Annotated in this window: 19 protein-coding genes, 2 pseudogenes and 1 riboswitch; of the genes and pseudogenes, 18 read left to right on the top strand and 3 right to left on the bottom strand. The window is 75.7% G+C overall.

Annotated features, from left to right (window positions below):
• The first annotated feature begins 55 nt into the window (after positions 1-55).
• The 10 genes and pseudogenes from GA0070606_RS04120 to GA0070606_RS04075 form a co-directional block, all read left to right on the top strand.
• Positions 56-394 (top strand): TcmI family type II polyketide cyclase, encoded by a 339-nt coding sequence (locus tag GA0070606_RS04120; RefSeq protein ID WP_091095217.1) that lies wholly within the window; start codon positions 56-58, stop codon positions 392-394.
• Positions 391-2106 (top strand): acetyl-CoA carboxylase carboxyltransferase subunit alpha, encoded by a 1716-nt coding sequence (locus tag GA0070606_RS04115; protein WP_091095215.1) that lies wholly within the window; start codon positions 391-393, stop codon positions 2104-2106. The genes GA0070606_RS04120 and GA0070606_RS04115 overlap by 4 nt, the downstream gene beginning before the upstream one ends.
• The gene (gene accB, locus GA0070606_RS04110; protein WP_091095213.1) at positions 2103-2600 is read left to right on the top strand and encodes an acetyl-CoA carboxylase biotin carboxyl carrier protein; all 498 of its coding nucleotides are present in this window, start codon (positions 2103-2105) and stop codon (positions 2598-2600) included. Before GA0070606_RS04115 ends, accB begins: the two co-directional genes overlap by 4 nt.
• A gap of 10 nt (positions 2601-2610) precedes the next feature.
• Complete coding sequence (locus GA0070606_RS04105; RefSeq protein WP_091107254.1) at positions 2611-3990, top strand: acetyl-CoA carboxylase biotin carboxylase subunit; 1380 nt, start codon at positions 2611-2613, stop codon at positions 3988-3990.
• On the top strand, positions 3987-4778 hold the full coding sequence (locus tag GA0070606_RS04100) for an SRPBCC family protein (RefSeq protein ID WP_091095210.1): 792 nt from the start codon (positions 3987-3989) through the stop codon (positions 4776-4778). Before GA0070606_RS04105 ends, GA0070606_RS04100 begins: the two co-directional genes overlap by 4 nt.
• Positions 4771-5175, top strand: coding sequence for a cupin domain-containing protein (locus GA0070606_RS04095; RefSeq protein ID WP_091095208.1), 405 nt, complete (start codon positions 4771-4773; stop codon positions 5173-5175). Before GA0070606_RS04100 ends, GA0070606_RS04095 begins: the two co-directional genes overlap by 8 nt.
• Positions 5176-5230: 55 nt before the next feature.
• Positions 5231-6505 carry a beta-ketoacyl-[acyl-carrier-protein] synthase family protein gene (locus tag GA0070606_RS04090; protein WP_091095206.1) on the top strand — a complete coding sequence of 425 codons (1275 nt, stop codon included), beginning with the start codon at positions 5231-5233 and terminating at the stop codon, positions 6503-6505.
• Positions 6502-7749 carry a beta-ketoacyl synthase N-terminal-like domain-containing protein gene (locus GA0070606_RS04085; RefSeq protein WP_091095204.1) on the top strand — a complete coding sequence of 416 codons (1248 nt, stop codon included), beginning with the start codon at positions 6502-6504 and terminating at the stop codon, positions 7747-7749. The genes GA0070606_RS04090 and GA0070606_RS04085 overlap by 4 nt, the downstream gene beginning before the upstream one ends.
• Positions 7746-8201 (top strand): antibiotic biosynthesis monooxygenase family protein, encoded by a 456-nt coding sequence (locus GA0070606_RS04080; RefSeq protein WP_342672162.1) that lies wholly within the window; start codon positions 7746-7748, stop codon positions 8199-8201. The genes GA0070606_RS04085 and GA0070606_RS04080 overlap by 4 nt, the downstream gene beginning before the upstream one ends.
• A 346-nt stretch (positions 8202-8547) precedes the next feature.
• Positions 8548-9078, top strand: a pseudogene (locus GA0070606_RS04075) (alpha-ketoacid dehydrogenase subunit beta); the annotation flags it as partial.
• Positions 9079-9310: 232 nt separating this feature from the next.
• Here the strand turns inward: GA0070606_RS04075 and GA0070606_RS04070 are convergent.
• Positions 9311-9688, bottom strand: coding sequence for a nuclear transport factor 2 family protein (locus tag GA0070606_RS04070; RefSeq protein ID WP_091095202.1), 378 nt, complete (start codon positions 9686-9688; stop codon positions 9311-9313).
• A 146-nt stretch (positions 9689-9834) separates the two neighbouring features.
• Here GA0070606_RS04070 and GA0070606_RS04065 point away from each other — a divergent pair, with 146 nt between their 5' ends.
• The 5 genes from GA0070606_RS04065 to GA0070606_RS04045 all read left to right on the top strand — a co-directional run bounded on the left by GA0070606_RS04065 (position 9835) and on the right by GA0070606_RS04045 (position 13879).
• A complete protein-coding gene (locus GA0070606_RS04065; protein ID WP_091095200.1) occupies positions 9835-10401 on the top strand; it encodes a GNAT family protein in 567 nt (188 codons plus the stop codon).
• Between the two features lie 109 nt (positions 10402-10510).
• Entirely contained in the window at positions 10511-11755 is a 1245-nt protein-coding gene (locus tag GA0070606_RS04060) for a hypothetical protein (protein WP_091095198.1), read from the top strand.
• An 87-nt stretch (positions 11756-11842) separates the two neighbouring features.
• Positions 11843-12436 carry a hypothetical protein gene (locus GA0070606_RS04055; RefSeq protein ID WP_091095196.1) on the top strand — a complete coding sequence of 198 codons (594 nt, stop codon included), beginning with the start codon at positions 11843-11845 and terminating at the stop codon, positions 12434-12436.
• A complete protein-coding gene (locus GA0070606_RS04050; protein WP_245724563.1) occupies positions 12433-13341 on the top strand; it encodes a S1 family peptidase in 909 nt (302 codons plus the stop codon). Before GA0070606_RS04055 ends, GA0070606_RS04050 begins: the two co-directional genes overlap by 4 nt.
• 67 nt (positions 13342-13408) lie before the next feature.
• Positions 13409-13879, top strand: coding sequence for an SLOG cluster 4 domain-containing protein (locus GA0070606_RS04045; protein WP_176737233.1), 471 nt, complete (start codon positions 13409-13411; stop codon positions 13877-13879).
• A 212-nt stretch (positions 13880-14091) separates the two neighbouring features.
• Here the strand turns inward: GA0070606_RS04045 and GA0070606_RS04040 are convergent, their stop codons facing one another.
• A complete protein-coding gene (locus tag GA0070606_RS04040) occupies positions 14092-14493 on the bottom strand; it encodes an MmcQ/YjbR family DNA-binding protein (protein WP_091095193.1) in 402 nt (133 codons plus the stop codon).
• A gap of 86 nt (positions 14494-14579) precedes the next feature.
• Here GA0070606_RS04040 and GA0070606_RS04035 point away from each other — a divergent pair.
• The 3 genes and pseudogenes from GA0070606_RS04035 to araB all read left to right on the top strand — a co-directional run.
• A pseudogene (locus tag GA0070606_RS04035) lies at positions 14580-14777 on the top strand (PLP-dependent aminotransferase family protein); the annotation flags it as partial.
• Between the two features lie 67 nt (positions 14778-14844).
• Positions 14845-15105, top strand: coding sequence for a hypothetical protein (locus GA0070606_RS04030; protein ID WP_091095191.1), 261 nt, complete (start codon positions 14845-14847; stop codon positions 15103-15105).
• A gap of 122 nt (positions 15106-15227) precedes the next feature.
• Positions 15228-16898: a ribulokinase gene (gene araB / locus GA0070606_RS04025; protein ID WP_218105972.1), complete on the top strand. Its 1671-nt coding sequence runs from the start codon at positions 15228-15230 to the stop codon at positions 16896-16898.
• Positions 16899-17071: 173 nt separating this feature from the next.
• On the opposite strand, the gene GA0070606_RS04020 is transcribed toward araB, so the two are convergent.
• A complete protein-coding gene (locus tag GA0070606_RS04020; RefSeq protein ID WP_091095187.1) occupies positions 17072-18511 on the bottom strand; it encodes a glycine hydroxymethyltransferase in 1440 nt (479 codons plus the stop codon).
• A 17-nt stretch (positions 18512-18528) separates the two neighbouring features.
• A riboswitch (ZMP/ZTP riboswitch) is annotated at positions 18529-18618 on the bottom strand.
• Positions 18619-19209: the final 591 nt, after the last annotated feature.

The following is a 19209-nucleotide window of genomic DNA, read 5'->3' as shown; positions in this document are numbered from 1 at the left end:
GGCTCGGCCGGCGCCGTCGTCACCGACGCCGGAGGCCGTGGAGGGAGGCCCGTCCATGGACCGTTCGCTGATCGTCGCGAAGGTGGTGCCGAGCGCCGAGGCGCGCGTCGCCGAGATCTTCGCCGAGTCCGACGCGACCGAGTTGCCGTACCTGGTCGGGGTGCGGCACCGGTCGCTGTACCGGCTGGGTGACCTCTACGTGCACCTGCTGGAGACGGACGCGCCGGGCGGGCCGGCGGTGGAGGCGGCCCGGGGGCACCCCGAGTTCGAGCGGGTCAGCGCCCGGCTGCGGCCGTACGTGTCGCCGTACCTGCCGACGTGGCGGGAGCCGCGCGACGCGATGGCCCGGTGCTTCTACCGTTTCGACGCCGCACCCGCCGGGCGGCCGTCGTGACCGCCACCGCGCCCCGGGAGGGGCAGCTCTGGTCCCGCTGCGACGGCTGCGCCACGCTGCTGTACCGCAAGCGGCTGCGCCGCAACCTCGACGTCTGCCCGGAGTGCGGGGCGCACGCCCGCCTGGACGCCCCGGAGCGGCTGTTCCAGCTCGTCGACGCCGGGTCGTTCGTGGCGCTGCCGGACCGGCCGGCGGTGCTCGACCCGCTCGGCTTCGTCGACCTGGTGCCGTACCCGCACCGGCTCACCGCCGCCCGGGCCGGCACCGGGCTGGCCGAGGCGGTCCTGTGCGGCACCGCCGCCATCGGCCGGTACCCGTGCGCGGTGGCGGTGATGGACTTCCGGTTCCTCGGCGGCAGCCTCGGCTGCGCGGTCGGCGAGCTGATCACCCGGACCGCCGAGCGGGCCCTGGACGACGGGGTCCCGCTGGTCCTGGTGACCGCCTCCGGCGGCGCGCGGATGCAGGAGGGCGTGCTGTCGCTGATGCAGATGGCGACGGTCAGCCAGGCGATCGCCGGGCTGCGGGAGGCGGGACTGCTGACCGTCAGCGTGCTGACCGACCCGACGTACGGGGGAGTGGCGGCGTCGTTCGCCACGAACACCGACGTGGTGCTCGCCGAGAGCGGCGCGCGGATGGGCTTCGCCGGTCCCCGGGTGATCCGGCAGGTCACCGGCCGGGCGCTGCCGGAGGGCTTCCAGACGGCCGAGTTCCTGCTGCGGCACGGGCAGGTCGACATGGTCGTGCCCCGGCACGCCCTGCGGGGGCGGCTGGCGGCGCTGCTCGGCGCGGCCCGCGCGGGGCGTCGGCCGGCGGCGCGTCCGGTCGTACCCCGGCAGGAGCCGCCGCCGGTCGCGGCCCCGCCGGCCGGTGGGTCGGCGGCGGCGTCGGGCCCCGGCGGCGACGCGTGGGAGACGGTGCGGCTGGCCCGGCATCCGGGCCGACCGACCACACTGGACTATCTGGAGACGGCGTTCGACGGCTTCGTCGAGCTGCACGGCGACCGGCTCGGCGCGGACTGCCCGGCGGTGGTGGGCGGGCTGGCCCGGCTCGACGGCCGGCCGGTGATGGTGATCGGGCACCAGAAGGGGCACACCACCGCCGAGCTGGTGGCGCGCAACTTCGGCATGGCCAGCCCGGCCGGGCACCGCAAGGCGCTGCGGCTGATGCGGCTGGCCGCCCGCCTCGGCCTGCCGGTGGTGACGCTGGTGGACACGCCCGGGGCGGATCCGGGGGTGGCGGCCGAGGAGCAGGGGCAGGCGGCGGCCATCGCGGAGAACATCCTCGCGCTGGCCGTGCTGCCCACCCCGGTCGTCGCGGTGATCACCGGGGAGGGCGGCAGCGGCGGCGCGCTGGCCCTGGCGGTGGCCGACCGGGTGCTGATGCTCCAGCACGCCGTCTATTCGGTGATCAGCCCCGAGGGGTGCGCGGCCATCCTGTGGCCGGACCGGGGGGCCGCCCCGCAGGCGGCCCGCGCGTTGCGGCTGACCGCGCCCGACCTGTGCCGCCTCGGGGTGGTCGACGACCTCGTGCCGGAGCCGGCGCCGGCCGCGCACCACGACCCGGAGGCGGCGGCGCGGGCGCTGCGCGCGGCGGTGTCGGCGCATCTGCTGCCGCTGCTGGAGGTGCCGCCCGCCACGCTGGTGCGACGCCGGCGGCAGCGGTTCCGGCGCTTCGGCGCGGCCCGGCTCGGCGCGCGGGCGGGTGCCCGGTGAGCGCGGGCGGCGCCCCCGTCGACACCGCGCCGGTGGGCGCGGAGCCGGCGTCGGGGGTGGACGCGGTGCTGGCCGGGCTGCGGCGGCACGCCCGGGACCTGGTCGCCGAGCTGGCCGGCCCGGTGCGCCGGGTGCGGCTGCGCAGCGGCGACACGGTGCTGGAGGTGGAGTGGCACGGGGGCGCGCCGGTGGAGGCCCCGCCGGAGGTCGGGCCGGTCCCGGCGCCGCCCGCGCCCGCCGGCGACACCCCGGGCCGGTACGCGGTGCGCTCGCCCATCGTCGGCACGTTCTACCGGGCGCCGGAGCCGGGCGCCGCGCCCTTCGTCGCCGTCGGTGACGTGGTCCGTGCGGGGCAGGTCGTCGGCATCGTCGAGGCGATGAAGCTGATGAACGAGGTGACCGCCGACCGGGGCGGTCGGGTCGTCGAGGTCCTCGCCGCCGACGGCCAGCCGGTCGAGTACGACCAGCCGCTGCTCGCGCTGGACCCGGACTGAGGCGGTGGCGATGTTCGAGAAGGTGCTGATCGCCAACCGGGGCGAGATCGCCCTGCGGGTGCTGCGCGCCTGCCGCGAGCTGGGGGTGCGTACCGCGGTGGTCTACTCGGCCGCCGACGCGGACTCCGCCGCGGTGCGCCTGGCCGACGAGGCCGTGCGGATCGGGCCGCCGGCCAGCCGGCGCAGCTACCTCAACGCCGCCGCGATCGTGGAGGCGGCCCGGCAGGTGGGCGCGCAGGCCGTGCATCCCGGCTACGGGTTCCTCTCCGAGGACGCCGACTTCGCCGAGATCTGCGCGGACAACGGGCTGACGTTCATCGGCCCGCCGCCGGAGGTGATGTCCGCGCTGGCCGACAAGTCGTCGGCGCGGGCGCTGATGCGCCGGGCCGGGCTGCCGCTGCCGCCGGGCAGCGTCGCGCCGGTGCCCACGGCCGCCGCGGCGGCGGAGGTGGCCGCCGAGGTGGGCTACCCGGTGATCGTCAAGGCGGCGGCCGGCGGCGGGGGGCGCGGCATGACGGTGGTCTCCGGCCCGGCGGAGCTGCCCCGGGCGTACGCGCGGACGAGGGCCGCGGCGCAGGCCGCCTTCGGCGACGACCGGGTGTACGTCGAGCGGTACCTGACCGGGGCGCGGCACGTAGAGGTGCAGTTGCTGTGCGACTCGCACGGCAACGGTGTGCACCTGGGCACGCGGGACTGCTCGGTGCAGCGCCGGCACCAGAAGCTGGTGGAGGAGGCGCCGGCCCCGGCGCTGTCCGCCGGCACCGGAGAGGCCATCGCGGAGTGCGCCCTGCGCGGCGCCCTGTCGGCCGGTTTCACGGGGGCCGGGACGGTGGAGTTCCTGGTCGACCCGGACGAGCGGTTCCACTTCCTGGAGATCAACTGCCGGATCCAGGTCGAGCATCCCGTCACCGAGATGATCACCGGGATCGACCTGGTGCACGAGCAGCTGCACATCGCCGCCGGGGTGCCGCTGCGGCTGCGGCAGGCCGACGTCCGCCCGCACGGGGTGGCCATCGAGTGCCGGGTCAACGTGGAGGACCCGGAGCGCGGCTTCGCGCCGACGCCCGGCCGGCTGGACCGCTTCGTGCCGCCCGGCGGCCCGTTCACCCGGGTCGACACGCACGGCCACGCCGGCTACGTGTTCGGCCCGTACTACGACTCGCTGCTGGCCAAGGTCGTGGTCTGGGCGCCCGACCGGGAGCTGGCGCTCAACCGGCTGGAACGGGCCCTCGACGAGTTCGACATCGCCGGGCCCGGCGTGCGCACCACCATCCCGTTCGTCCGGCGGGTGCTCGACGACGCCGGGTTCCGCAAGGGCCGCTACTGCACCGGCCTGGTCGACCAGTTGCTCGCCGGCCCGTCCGACGCACACCACAGGAGGCACTCATGACCGTCACCCATGGCCGCCCGTTGACCGCCGAGATCACCGACATCCTGGTGGCCAACTGCGGGCTGGACGCCGAGGCCGCCGCGCGCGCCCCGGCGGCGTCGCTGGAGGAGCTCGGCATGGACTCGCTGGCGCTGCTCGAACTGTCGGCCGTGGTCGCCGACCGGTGGCGGGTGCGGATCCCCGAGGAGGCCGGGCAGCTCAGCATCGCGGGCGTGGCCGAGCTGGTGGCCCGCCGCGCCGACCCGCCCGGGCACACCGAGAACAGCGTGCTCATCGCCGCGCCGCTGCCGCTGGTGTGGGACGTCACCAACGACGTCGCTGGCTGGCCCGAGCTGTTCACCGAGTACGCCCGGGCGGAGATCCTGCACCGCGACGGCGACACCGTGCGGTTCCGGCTCACCATGCACCCCGACGAGAACGGGGCGGTGTGGAGCTGGGTCAGCGAACGCACCGCCGACCCGGCGACCCGGCAGGTCCGCGCCCGGCGGGTGGAGACCGGGCCGTTCGAGTACATGAACATCCACTGGCGCTACGCGCAGGAGCCCGGCGGCACCCGGATGACCTGGGTGCAGGACTTCGCGATGAAACCGACCGCGCCGGTGGACAACGCCGGCATGACCGAGCGGATCAACACCAACAGCGCCGTGCAGCTCGCCGTGATCAAGGAGAAGATCGAGCGGCTGGCCGGCGCGCGGGGCGCCGCCGCCGACCCGGCCGCCTCGGCGGCGTCCGGTCCGGCCCCGGCCCCGCGCGCCGCCGCCGAGGCGACGGGAGCCGGCGATGAGTGAGCGGACCCTGCGGCTGGTCGCCGCCGCCGACGTGCCGCCGGACAGCCGCCGCGGCGGCGAGCTGCGGGTGCTGCTCGGCCCGAAGACCGTCGGCAGCACCTCCGGCTTCATGGGCGTGGCGACGCTGGCGCCCGGCGAGCGCATCGCCGAGCACTACCACCCCTACAGCGAGGAGTTCCTCTACGTGGCGCGGGGCGCGATCACCGTCGACCTCGACGACCGGCCGGTGCCGCTCGCGGCCGGTGAGGCGCTCTTCGTCCCCGTCGACGTGCGGCACCGGCTGCGCAACACCGGCGACGAGCCGGCCGAGGTGGTCTTCCACCTCGGACCGCTGGCGCCCCGGCCGGAACTCGGCCACGTCGACACCGAGCCGCCCGAACATCGGGGCGGATCGTGAGCGCGAGGAGTGGGCGGGGTTTGCGAGCCCCGCGGTCGCGGACCGAGGTGCCGTCGTGAGTGGGCGCCGCACGGTGGTGACCGGCGTCGGGGTGGTCGCCCCCGGCGGCGCCAGCCGGGACCGGTTCTGGAAGGCCGTCACCGAGGGGCGGACGGCGACGCGCCGGATCAGCTTCTTCGACCCGTCGCCGTTCCGGTCGCAGATCGCCGCCGAGTGCGACTTCGACCCGGTCGCCGCCGGGCTCAGCGCGGCCGAGCGGCGGCGCGCCGACCGGTACGTGCAGTTCGCGCTCGCCTGCTCCGCCGAGGCGGTCGCCGACGCCGGGCTGGAGCTCACCGACGCCGAGCGGGACCGCGCCGGGGTGGTGCTGGGCACCGCCGTCGGCGGCACCATGGCGCTGGAGCAGGAGTACGTGACGGTCAGCGACGGCGGCCGGCGGTGGCTGGTCGACGCGGCGCGCGGCGGCCCGTACCTCTATCAGGCGTTGGTGCCCAGCAGCCTGGCCGCCGACGTGGCGTGCCGGCACGGGCTGCACGGCCCGGCCCAGGTGGTCTCCACCGGCTGCACGTCCGGCATCGACGCGATCGGGTACGCCCACCAGCTCATCGCCGACGGCGAGGCCGACGTCGTGCTGGCCGGGGCGGCCGACTCGCCGATCTCCCCGGTGACGGTCGCGTCCTTCGACGCGATCAAGGCGACCAGCCCGGACAACGACGACCCGGCGCACGCCTCGCGTCCCTTCGACGCCGACCGGCACGGCTTCGTCCTCGCCGAGGGGGCGGCGGTGCTGGTGCTGGAGGAGGCCGGGCGCGCCCGGCGGCGCGGCGCGCACGTCTACTGCGAGGTCGCCGGCTACGCCAGCCGCAGCAACGGCTACCACATGACGGGGCTGCGGCCCGACGGGCTGGAGATGGGGCTGGCGATCACGGCGGCGCTGCGGCAGGGCCGCATCGCCCCCGAGCAGGTCTCCTACGTCAGCGCGCACGGCTCCGGCACCCGGCAGAACGACCGGCACGAGACCGCCGCGTTCAAGCGGGCCCTGGGGCAGGCCGCGTACGGGGTGCCGATCAGTTCGATCAAGTCGATGGTGGGGCACTCGCTGGGCGCGATCGGGTCGATCGAGATGGCGGCGTGCGCGCTGGCGATCGAGTTCGGTGTGGTGCCGCCGACGGCCAACTGGGCCACCCGGGACCCGGAGTGCGACCTGGACTACGTGCCGAACGAGGCGCGGGAGCTGCCGGTGGACGTGGCGCTGTCGGTGGGCAGCGGCTTCGGCGGTTTCCAGTCGGCGATGGTGTTCCGCCGGCTGCCCGGGGCGGTGTCGTCGTGACCGCCCGGGCGGTGGTGACCGGGATCGGGGTGGTCGCGCCCAGCGGCGTCGGCGCCGACGCGCACTGGCGTACGGTGCTGGCCGGCACCCGCCGTACCGGGCCGATCACGCTGTTCGACCCCGCCGGCTATCCGACCCGGTACGGCGGGGAGGTGCCCGGCTTCGACGCCGCCGCGTACGCCGACAACCGGCGGCTGGTGCAGACCGACCGGTGGACGCACCTCGGCTTCGCCGCCACCCGGCTGGCGCTGGCCGACGCCGGCCTGCCCGAGCGGGTCCCCGATCCGTACGGGTACGCCGTGGCGTTGGCCAGCTCGTCGGGTGGGAACCTGTTCGGGCAGCGGGAGCTGCAGCGGCTCTGGGGCGGGCCGTCGCGCACCGTTGGCGCGTACCAGTCGATCGCGTGGTTCTACGCGGCCAGCGTCGGGCAGCTCTCCATCCACCACCAGTTCAAGGGGCCGTGCGGGGTGCTGGTCGCCGAGGCCGCCGGCGGGCTGGACAGCCTGGCGCACGCGGCGCGGGCGGTGCGCCGGGGCACCCCGGTGGTGATCGCCGGGGCGACGGAGTGCCCGCTGAGCCCGTACGCGCTGGCCTGTCAGTTGCGCTCCGGGCTGCTCAGCGACGTGTCCGATCCGCAGCGGGCGTACCGGCCGTTCGACGCCGCCGCCAGCGGCTACCTGCCGGCGGAGGGTGGCGCGGTGTTCGTGGTGGAGGAGTTGGGTCACGCGCTGGCGCGGGGCGCCCGGGTGTACGGCGAGGTGACCGGCTGGGGCGCCACCCACGACGCCGTGCACACCGGTCCGGACAGCGCCGGCGACCCGGTGCAGTACGCGCGGGCGATGCGGCTGGCCCTGGAGCGGGCCGGCGTCGGGGCGGAGGCGGTGGACGTGGTGCTGCCCGACGCGCTCGGCGTGCCCCGCTACGACCGTAGCGAGGCCGAGGCGCTGCGGGCGGTGTTCGGTGACCGGCCGCCGCCGGTGACCACGCAGAAGCCGCTGACGGGCCGGGCCCACCAGGGGGGTTCGGCGTTGGACGCGGCGACCGCGCTGCTCGCGTTCGCGCACGACACGCTGCCGGCCTCCGCCGGGCCGGACGAGGTGGCCGAGGGCTGCGAGCTGGACTTCCTGCGGGAGCACCGGCGCCCGCGCGGCCGGCTGGCGCTGGTCTGCGCGCGTGGCTTCGACGGGTTCAACAGTGCGCTGGTCCTGCGGGGGGCCGCGCCGGCGAGGGGAGCGACACCATGAGTGAGGGCGGTGGGCGGACGGTCGGCACGGCGCCGGCGGGGCCCGGTGGCGGGGTCGGGCGCACCGGGGCGGCCGACGCGGGTGCGCGGGACACGGCCGGTGCGGGGGCCGCCACCGGGCTGGCCGACGCGCGGGGGCGTCGGGCGCGGGTGGTGTTCCTGGTGCGGGTTCCGGCGTCGCGCACGGAGGCGTTCCTCGCCGCGTACGAGCAGATCCGGCACCTGGTCGCCGGTGGCGTGCCGGGGCACCTGGTCGACCAGGTGTGCCGCTCGTCGGCCGACCCGGAGCAGTGGCTGATCACCAGCGAGTGGGCGAGCCTGGCCGACTTCGAGGCGTGGGAGCGCAGCCCGGAGCACCGGGACCTGGTCCGGCCGATGCGGGAGTGTTTCACCGACGCCCGGTCGCTGCGCTTCGTCGTCCACGCGCAGACACCCACCCCGACGCCGGCCTGACCCGGGCCGGTCACGCCGCCGGTGCCCGCCGGGCACCGGCGGCTCTGTCGTGTCCGCCGGTGGTCGTGGTCGCCCGTGGTGGTGCGCCCGTCGCTGTCGGCCCGTGGTCGTCCGCTCCCGTCGTGTCGTCGGGCCGGTCCGTCCTGTCCGGACGGGCGCGGTCCGCGGTCCGCGTGGGAACCGCCGCGTTCGTCGGCGCGAGGCGGGACCGCCACCCCGCACGCTCCGGTGACTTCCCGAACCGGTCGACCGAGCCACCCTGCGCCGATGCGCCGAGCCGGAGCCGGCCGACGCCCGCGCGCACCTGTACGCCAGCGGGCTGACCGCCCGCACCGGAGGTGGGTAGATGCCCAGGCTGTCCTACCGCAAGGCGCTCACCCGGGCGCTGGCCGACGAGTTGGCCCGCGACGAGTCGGTGTTCCCGCTCGGCGAGGACATCCGGGTGGCCGCCTCGAACGTCACCGCCGGGCTGTTCCGGCGGCTCGGCCCCGACCGGGTGTGCGACAGGCCGCTGTCGGAGCAGGCGTTCACCAGCTTCGCCACGGGGGCGGCCCTGGCCGGGCTGCGGCCGGTGGTGGAGTTCCAGATCCCGTCGCTGTTGTTCCTGGTCTTCGAGCAGATCGTCAACCGCGCCCACAAGTTCCCGCTGATGACCGGCGGGCAGTGCGCGGTCCCGGTCACCTACCTGGTGCCCGGCTCCGGTTCCCGCACGGGCTGGGCGGGGCAGCACTCCGACCACCCGTACAGCCTCTTTGCCGACGTCGGGGTGACCACGGTGGTGCCTGCCACCCCGGCCGACGCGTACGGGCTGCTGGTGTCGGCGGTGCGGTGCGACGATCCGGTGGTGGTCTTCGCCCCGGCCGGGGTGCTCGACGTCCACGACGACGGTGGCGCGGAGTGCAACATCGACAGCAGCCTCGGCGGGGCGTTCGACGCGGACACCACGGTGCGTCCGTACGGGCTTTCCCGGCTGCGACGGGTGCTCAACCTGGCCCGGGGCGTCCTCCTGTCCGGCCTCCTGGTGGTCGACTAGGCGGGCTGCGGGTGCCGACCGCGTTGCAGGCCCTGGCGATGCGCAGGGAGGGCCCGGCGGTCGGCATGCGTCGCCGTCAGACGACGCTGGCGTGCGCGGCGATGACCCGCCACCCGTGCCGGTCGTCCCGCACCCAGGTGCGGGTGTAGCGCATCCGAACGTCGAACGGCGACCCGTCGACGCTGCCCACCACCCTGCCGAGAAACCAGGTGACCCCGGTGGGCCCGGTGACGAGGACGGTCAGCTCCTCCTCGGCCACCGTGGTCAGCACCTGCCGGCCACTGCGGTGCACGCGCAGGTCGTCCTCCTTGGAGTGTCGCCCGCCGTCCGGCCCGGTGAAGACGAGCCGGTCGTCGAGCAACGCGTCCAGGCAGGCCACGTCGCTGGCGAGCTGCGCGGCCTGGAGCCGGCGCTCGGCCCGGCGCAGCTCCTCGGCACGTACCCGATCGGTCATACCACCCCGCTGCTCACGTCGTCGCCCGTCCCGGTGACGGCCTCGCCAGCATTCGGCATACGTCGCCACCGGGCAACTCCGGTTCGCCAACGGCAGACGGGAATCTCGCGGCCGGCGGTCGGCCGTCGGACGCCTATCGTGGCCGTATGACACCTTGGACCATCTACCGGGAGGGCGCGCTGGACCCGGCGGGGCACGCGCAAATCGCGGCCACCCTCCGTGCGGCGTTCCCGACCTATCCGGGCGCCTTCGAGGGGCGGCGGAGCTGGGCGGGCGCCCGGCCCGAGCTGCGGGTCACGATCAACGACGACACCGGGGTCGCCGCCCATGCCGGCGTGCTGCGTCGCTTCATCCAAGTGGTCCGTCCCGACCGGACGGTCGAGCAACTGGTGGCCGTGGTCGGGCTGGTTGCGGTACGCCCCGACCGGCAGGGTTCCGGGATCGGCCGGCAGCTCGGCGCCGGCATCGCGGCGGCGCTGGACGAGCTGGCGGTCCCGTTCGGGCTGCTCGGCTGCAACGAGCCCGTCCGCGGCTACTACCGCTCGATCGGGTGGCAGCAACTGCCACCGACCCGCTCGTTCTACTGCCCCCTTGACGTCGAGGACCCGGCCCGGGTGGTGGACAGCAGTGACGGCTGGTTCGTGCTGCCGGTGACCGAGCCGTTCGACCGGTGGCCCGACGGCGACCTGCACTGGAACGGCGCCCAGGTCTAGTAGACGCGGCGCGCGTACCGGCGGGACGGCGGGTCGGCCGGGGGAGGACGTTTGCCAGAGTCGATGCGAGCGGCTTGGATGGGGGCGTCGACCACTGAAGGAGTCCGCCATGGGTCTCGGTCTGCGGTGGCTGTCGCGGGCGGGCGCGGCGGCGCTGCTCGTCCTCGCCGGGCTGGGCGTTCCCGCCGGTCCCGCCCCGGCGGCCGGTGCGGAACCCCGGTTCACGTTCGACCTGACCGGTACGACGGTCCCGGTGGGTGTCGAGAAGAAGCGGATCCACCTCAGACTCACGAACCTCACCGACCGGACGCCGAGCCAGGTGATCTTCCACGTCCGCCCCGGCGAGCCGGACTGGCCGCACCGGATCTCCCTGATGTGGCCGGAGGGCGGCGGCTCCGGCGAGTGCGACGGCGACGCCTCGGGCTGGTACTGCCGGATCGAGGCGAGCGTGCTTCCGGAGCTGCTGCCGGCGCCCGGCGAGACGGTGGACCTGCCCATCGACGTCCGCGTCCAGGGCAACCAGCCCTTCGAGGGGAAGTTCTCCGTCGAGGCCGGCATGGCCTGGGGCGACGAGCCGATGGAGACCAGCGACCGCAGGTGGTTCACGCTCAGGCTGGTCGACGACCCCGTGGCCGACCTGTCGGTGGTGGCGCGGGACGTCAAGCAGTCGGTGAGGGTGGGCGCGGGCGGCCGGCTCGTACCCACCGGGACGTTGCAGCCGGGTGAGACGGGCGCGCTGCGCTACCGGATCGTCAACCAGGGCCGCAGGTCGGTCGGCGGCGTCAGGGTCACGCTGCGCGTGCCCGAAACGGTGACGTTCACCCGACCGCCCGAGGAGTGCGCGGTCGCCGACGACCGGCGCTCGGCCGTCTGCACCTACGACACGCTCGCCCTCGTACCGGCCGGCCAGGACATCGACCCGAACGACGACAGCCACTCCGCCGTCGAGCTGCACGAGCTGGTGACGGTGGCGGCGTCCACCAGGGCGCCCGTCACGTTGACGGGCGGGACGGTGCGGGTCGAGGGCCTGGCCGAGCGGACGGACGCCCGCTCCGGCCCGCCGCGCACCGAGCTGCCGGCGAACGCCGTCGCCGTGCCGGTGGCCGACGTGGACGACAGCGACAACCAGGACGGGTTCGCGGTCCTAGTCGCGGCGAGCGGCAGCGCCGGGAACGGTGACGGTGGCGACGGCGACGGCGGCGGCGGGGGTGGTCTGCCGGTCACCGGGCCGCGGACGGGGCTGGTCGCGGCGAGCGGTCTTGCCCTGGTGGCCGGCGGTGCGGTCGTGCTGTTCCTCGCCCGGCGCCGTCGCGCGGTCGCGGTGCGCGATCCAGGCGGCACGCCCGCCGCCTGACCTGTTCCCCGCCGCTGGGGGAGGGTGACGTCGGCACCGCGTGATCGCCCGGCCGGTCGTGGGTCGCCCACGCGGTACCGTCTCGACGTGTCCGTCGACCTGGAAGCCACCCTGCCGCGGCCGCTCACCCTCGCCGCCGTGCTGACCGCGGCGCGGGACACGCTGACCGACCTGCTCGGGCTGGACGCGGTGCCCGGGCTGCACGTCGTCGCCGACCGGCGCTACGAGCGGGGGCGGCGCCTCTGCGAGGGCCGGCGGTTGACCGGGCCGGAGCTGCTCTCCACCGTCATCGGTGGGCCCGTCGAGCAGGCGGACGAGGAGCCGCCGAACTCGGTGCACTACGAGGTCGACGTCGACGGCGGGAACGACACGGTGTTGGTGATGGTCATCGACCATCTTCCCGAGGCCGGCGGCGGGACGGAAGCCGTCTTCAGCCCTCCCCGCACCTGCGTCGGCGTCGTCACGGCGGTGGCCCTGGCGTTGGCGGTCGCCGACCTCGCCGGCGGAAGGTTCGTCGACGATCAGATCGGCATGCTGCGACCCCGCTCGCCGGACCCCGCCCACGTCGTCGCTTCGACCCGCCTTCCGCCGGGCAACGACGACTTCGTCAGGGCCTGCGAACGGTACCTCCGCCAGTTCGCCCACCTGAACGGCTGGCCCGCGAGCCCGTCGATGCCGTGACCGCGTCACCCCCGCTGGCGCTTCTGGCGGCCGGTCAGGTGTACCTGGACGCCGCCTCGGGCCGCACGGTCGTCGCCGTCACCGACGAGCGCGCCGCCGCCGCGGTCCGTGCCGCCGGCGGCGCCGCCCGCCTCGTCAGCCACAGCACCCGTGCCCTGGACTCCGCCCGGTCCCGGGTGGACCTGGGTGTCACCGGCACCGCCCTCTGGGTCGACCCGGTCGCCAACCAGGTGGTCGTCGGCATCGACGGCACCGTCGGCGCCGCCCAGGCGGCCCGCATCCGCGCCGCGGTGGCCGCCGCCGGCGGCACCGCCCGGGTCACCCCGCTCGCCGGCAGACTGAGCATGCGGATCTCCGGCGGCGACGCCATCTACGGCGGCGGCTACCGCTGCTCGCTCGGCTTCATCGTGCGCAGCGGCAGCACCTACTACTTCCTCACCGCCGGGCACTGCACCGACGTGGTCTCCGCCTGGTACGCCAACTCGGCCCAGAGCACCAAGCTCGGCGACCGGACCGGCACCAGCTTCCCGGGCAACGACTACGGCATCGTCCGCTACACCAACACCTCGATCGCCATCGACGGCTCCGTCGGCTCGCAGGACATCACCGCCGCCGGGAGCGCGTTCGTCGGCCAGCAGGTGACCCGGCGCGGCAGCACCACCGGCACCCGCAGCGGCACCGTGACCGGCCTCAACGCCACCGTCCGGTACGCCGAGGGCACCGTGCGGGGCATGATCGCCACCAACGTCTGCGCCGAGCCCGGCGACAGCGGCGGCCCGCTCTACTCCGGCAGCACCGCCCTCGGGCTCACCTCCGGCGGCAGCGGCAACTGCCGCACCGGCGGCACCACCTTCTTCCAGCCTGTCAGCGAGGCGCTCAGCCGCTACGGCGTCTCCGTGTTCTGACCTCCACCACCGTGGCTCTGCGGCGGCGTCCGCCGGGGAGCCACCCCGCGTCGGGCATCATGGCGGGATGGTGCAGGTGGCGGTGTGCGGGCCGGCGACCGCGTCGGACGCCGAACTGGCGCACGCCCGCCGAGTTGGCGAGCTGCTCGCCGAGCGGGGCGCGACCGTGCTCTGCGGAGGCGGCGGCGGGGTGATGTCCGCCGTCGCCGCCGGCGCCCGCTCCCGCGCCGGCCTGGTCATCGGCGTACGCCCCGACGACGGCGCCGCCCCCGGCCCCGCGGCGGACGTGTCGGCCACGATCGTCACCAACATGGGCCAGGCGCGCAACGCGATCCTGGTGTGGAGCGCCGACGCGGTGATCGCGGTCGGCGGCTCGTGGGGCACGCTCTCCGAGGTGGCCCTGGGCCTGCGACGCGGTGGCATCCCCGTGGTGGTGCTCGGCGGATGGCGGGTCGTCGACGCCGCCGGCGAGCCTGTCCCCGGCCCGCTGCACGTGGCCACCCCGGAGCAGGCGGTCGCGGCAGCCCTGCCCGGCTGACCCCACCCGCCGACTCCGGACCCAGCTGGGCGGAGCGACACCTCAGCGGCGCCGCTCGAACGCGTCCCGGTCGGCCGCCCATCTGGCGGCCAGTCGGGCTCTGCCCGCCCGCACACCAGGCGCGCTCCACCCGCGCGGCCTGTCGGGCGCGCTCCACTCGCGCGGCCTGACTCGCGCGGCCTGTCGGGCGGGCTCCGCCCGCGCGGCGCACGTCAGGCGGGCTCCGACCGCTCCGCCCGGTAGGCCGCCGCGAGCCGCTTCGGCGCCCTGTCCTGCCACGCCTCGACGACCAGCTCGGCCAGCTCGTCGGGGTCGATGCGGTCCAGCCGGACCAGGACCGCCGGGTAGCCGTCGAAGTGCGGGGTCGTGAAGTAGACGGCCGGGTCGTCGGCGAGCAGGGCCTCCTTCGCGCCCAGGTCGGGCACCCGCACACCGAGGACCGGGCCGTCGGGCGCCGCCGCCCCGAGGGCGTCGAGGTCGGCGCGGCGCAGCGGACGCTCCCACACGAACGCCCGGTCCCGGACCTTCCACGCCGGCGCCCCCTGATACGAGGGGTGCTCGCTCGTCTCCGGCAGACCCGACGCGATACGGCGTACGTCCTCCCAGGTGGCCATGCCGCGAGCCTACGCCTGACCCACGACACCCGGCTGCCGGTCGGCCGGCGCGGGGACCGGCCGGGGGGCAGGCCGGGCAGCAGCGGCTGCACCGCTCCGCCCGCGAGTACGGGCTGCTCTGGACGCCGATGGCGCACTTCTACGACGACGGCTCCCCGGTCGACGCGCTGCGACTGTCGGTCAGCGCGGTCACCCTGGAGCAGATCGACCTCGGCCTGGACCGGCTGGCCGCGCTGGTGGCCGACGAGACGGCCCGGCGGGAGGCGGGCGCGGCCGTGGGATGACACACCGCGTTCACCGCACGGCAATGCGCGACTGCCCGTGTTCCGCCGTCCTGCGTGGACACTCATAATGGACGCCATGGTCGCCTGGGAGTACGCGTTGCTGGTCCGCCGCTATCAGGGGCAGGGCCGCAACTTCCATGTCAGCTTCATCTGGTACGGCCCGGACGGGTCACGCCGGGACATCACCGCGTACGGCGACACCGCTATCGCGCACCTCAACCGGGCCGGTCGGGAGGGCTGGGAACTGGTCTCCGCCGCCGAGGACGTGAACAACATCCAGGGCAGCACGGAGGTGCACCGCTACCACCTCAAGCGGCCTATCGCCTGATCTGCCGCCCGGCGCGGGCGTCGGCCCCCGTTCGCTCGGCGGTGTTGTTAGCGTTGCCCTCCGGCCGCCGCCGACCGGCCGCCCGCCCCGGGCGCCGGCGCGCCGCGGCGGGAGGAGGAACGGTGGCGCAGCCGGCAGCCGGGTCGCCCCGGCACGTCGTCGGGGTCGACTTCGGCACCCTCTCCGGCCGGGCGGTCGTCGTGGACGTCGCCGACGGGGCCGTGCGGGGCGAGGCCGTCCACGAGTACCGGTACGGGGTGATCACCGAGCGGCTGCCCGACGGGACTCCGCTGCCGCCGGACTGGGCGTTGCAGTACCCCGACGACCACCGCGAGGTGCTCCGGATCGCGGTGCCCGCCGCGCTGCGCGCCGCTGGGGTGCGCCCCGAGGACGTGCTCGGCATCGGCGTCGACGCCACCTCGTGCACCGTGCTGCCCACCCGCGCCGACGGCACCCCGCTCTGCGAGCTGCCCGACCTGGCCGGCCGGCCGCACGCGTACCCGAAGCTGTGGAAGCACCACGCGGCCCAGCGGCAGGCCGCCCGGATCAACGACGTCGCCGCCGCGCGCGGCGAGGCGTGGCTGCCCCGCTACGGCGGCCGGGTCTCCGCCGAGTGGCAGCTCGCCAAGGCGCTGGAGGTGCTGGAGGACGACCCGGAGGTCTTCGACCGGGCGGAGCGCTTCATCGAGACGGCGGACTGGCTGGTCTGGCAGCTCTGCGGCCGGGAGACCCGCAACGTCTCCGCCGCCGGCTACAAGGGGCTGCGGCAGGACGGGCAGTACCCGTCGGCGGAGTTCCTGCGCGCCCTGCACCCCCGCCTCGACGGGCTGCTGCCCCGGATCGACGGGCCGCTCGCCCCGCTCGGCGCCCGCGCCGGCGGGCTGACCGCCGAGGCGGCCCGCTGGACCGGACTGCCGGTGGGGACCGCCGTCGCGGTCGGTGCCATCGACGCGCACGTCACCGCGGCGGCGGCCCGGTCGGTGGAACCGGGCCGCATGCTCGCCGTGCTCGGCACCTCCACCTGCCTGATCATGAACGCGACCGCCTACCACGAGGTGCCCGGCGTCTGCGGCGTGGTCGACGGCGGCGTCACCACCGGGGCCTGGGGCTACGAGGCGGGGCAGAGCGGGGTCGGCGACATCTTCGCCTGGTACGTCCGCAACGCGCTGCCGGCCGGCTACGCCGACGAGGCGCGCCGCCGCGGACTGAGCCCGTACGAGCTGCTGGACGACCTCGCCGCCGCCCAGCCGGTGGGCGGGCACGGGCTGCTGGCGCTGGACTGGCACAGCGGCAACCGGTCGGTGTTGATGGACCACGAGCTGAGCGGCGTGCTGATCGGGCTGACGCTGGCCACCCGGCCCGAGGACATCTGGCGGGCGCTGCTGGAGGCGACCGCCTTCGGCGCCCGGACCGTCGTCGACGCGTTCACCGCCGCCGGGGTGGCCGTCGAGGAGCTGACCGTGGCCGGCGGACTGACCGGCAACCGGCTGCTGCTGCGGATCTACGCCGACGTGCTCGCCCGGCCGCTGCACGTGCTGGACTCCGCCCACCCGGCGGCGCTGGGCGCGGCCATCCACGCGGCCGTGGCAGCCGGGGCGTACCCGGACGTGCCGGCCGCCTCGGCGGTGATGGGCGCCGGCCGGCGCGAGACCTGGCGCCCCGACCCGGCCCGGGCCGCCGCCTACGACGAGCTGTACGCCGAGTATCGCGCCCTGCACGACCACTTCGGCCGGGGCGGCACCGACGTGCTGCACCGCCTGCGCGCCCTGCGCCACCGCGCCCACCCCCGCTGACGGCGACGCCTGCCCGCGTCAGCGCGCCGGCGCCCCACGCGTCAGCGCGCGACGCCCCCGCGCGGCGGCGGGCCGGGCGGGGGCGTCGGGGGAGCGAGCGGGTGCCGGGTCGGCTCGGCGGTGCCCCTGCGCGGCGGTGGGCCGGGCGGGGGCGTCGGGGAGCGGGGGCCGGATCAGCCGAGGTCGACGGCCGGGTAGAGCGGGAAGCCGCCCAGCAGGTCGCTGGCCTGCTTGCCGACCCGGTCGGCGACCGCCGGGTCGAGAGCGTACTTGGCCTTGGACGGGGTGCCGTCCGCGTTCGCGCCCGGCCGGGTCTGGCTGAGCACGGTGTGGATCAGCTCGGCCGTCTCGTCCATCTGCGCCGGGCCCAGCCCACGGGTGGTCAGCGCCGGGGTGCCGATGCGGATGCCCGAGGTGTACCAGGCGCCGTTCGGGTCCTGCGGGATCGAGTTGCGGTTGGTGACGATGCCCGAGTCGAGCAGCGCCTGCTCGGCCTGCCGGCCGGTCAGCCCGTAGCCGGTGACGTCGATGAGCACCAGGTGGTTGTCGGTGCCGCCGGTGACCAGCCTGCCGCCCCGGCGCAGCAGCCCCTCGGCGAGGGCCTGGGCGTTGGTGACGATCCGCTGGGCGTAGTCGGCGAAGTCGGGGCGACGGGCCTCGGCCAGCGCGACGGCCTTGGCGGCCATCACGTGCGGCAGCGGGCCGCCGAGCACCATCGGGCAGCCCCGGTCGACCTGGTCGGCCAGCTCCGGCTGGCAGAGCACCATGCCGCCGCGCGGGCCGCGCAGCGACTTGTGCGTGGTGGTGGTGACGATGTGCGCGTGCGGCACCGGGTCGAAGTCGCCGGTGAAGACCTTGCCCGCCACCAGGCCGGCGAAGTGCGCCATGTCGACCATGAAGGTGGCGCCGACGGAGTCCGCGATCTCCCGCATGATCCGGAAGTTGACCTTCCGCGGGTACGCCGAGTAGCCGGCGACCAGGATCAGCGGCTTGAACTCCCGCGCGGCCTCGGCGACCTTGTCGTAGTCGACCAGACCGGTGGCCGGGTCGGTGCCGTAGCTGCGCTGGTCGAACATCTTGCCGGAGATGTTCGGCCGGAACCCGTGGGTGAGGTGGCCGCCGGCGTCCAGCGACATGCCGAGCATCCGCTGGTCGCCCAGCTCGCGGCGCAGCGCGAACCAGTCCGCCTCGGTGAGATCGTTGACGTGGCGCGCCTGGGCCTTCTTCAGCGCCGGGGACTCCACCCGGTCGGCGAGGATCGCCCAGAAGGCGACCAGGTTGGCGTCGATGCCGGAGTGCGGCTGCACGTACGCGTGGGCCGCGCCGAACAGCTCCCGGGCGTGCTCGGCGGCGAGCGCCTCGACGGTGTCGACGTTCTGGCAGCCGGCGTAGAAGCGACGACCGACGGTGCCCTCGGCGTACTTGTCGCTGAACCAGTTGCCCATGGCCAGCAGGGTGGCCGGGGAGGCGTAGTTCTCGCTGGCGATGAGCTTGAGCGACTCGCGCTGGTCGGCGAGCTCGGCGCCGATGGCGTCGGCCACCCGCGGCTCGACGGCGCGGATCACCTCGAGGGCGCTGCGGAAGGCGGTGGATTCGGCGTTCGGCGACGACATGCGACCTCCAGTGACGTGCGGAAGGCCCAGGCGCTCGGCATGCGTCCTCATGACGGGACCGCTTCCCGATGGTTCTCCATCCCCACGCGCCAGTCACGGCCCGGGCCGATCCTACCGGGTCGGCCCCGCGCACACCCGGCCCACCTCGCCGCCCTGCCCTGTCCCCGCTCCGGGTCCGCCCCGGCCTCCGGGTCCGCCCCGGCCTCCGGGTCCGCCCCGGCCTCCGGGTCCGCCCCGGCCTCCGGGCTCGTCCCGCGCTCCGGGCTCGTCCCGCGCTCCGGGCTCGCCCCGGGCTCCGGGCTCGCCCTGGGCTCCGGGCTCGTCCCGGGCTCTGGGTTCGTCCCGCGCTCCGGGCTCGCCCTGGGCTCCGGGCGTGCCCTGCACTCCGGGCCCACCGGCGCTCCCGGCCCGCCCAATCCCACCTCCTCGTTTCGCCGACAGGTCAAGATCCGCTCGCTGGCGTCGGCCGCTGTTCAAGATCCGCACAACATCCGGGATGTAGTGGCCTCAGAGCCGCCAGGAGACCACTACATCGGGGAAACTGTGCGGATCTTGACGCGGAGCGCGGGACGCGGAGCGCGGGACGCGGGACCTGGGACGTGGAGCGCGGGACGTGGGACGTGGAGCGCGGGACGTGAAGTGCGCCGTGGGCCGCGAGGTGTGGTGGAGGGACGGAGACGTGCGGGGGCGGAGACGTG

Origin of the sequence: Micromonospora citrea (genome assembly GCF_900090315.1) — a bacterium.
Taxonomy (GTDB): Bacteria; Actinomycetota; Actinomycetes; order Mycobacteriales; family Micromonosporaceae; genus Micromonospora; species Micromonospora citrea.
This window is presented reverse-complemented; position numbering and strand designations above follow the sequence as displayed.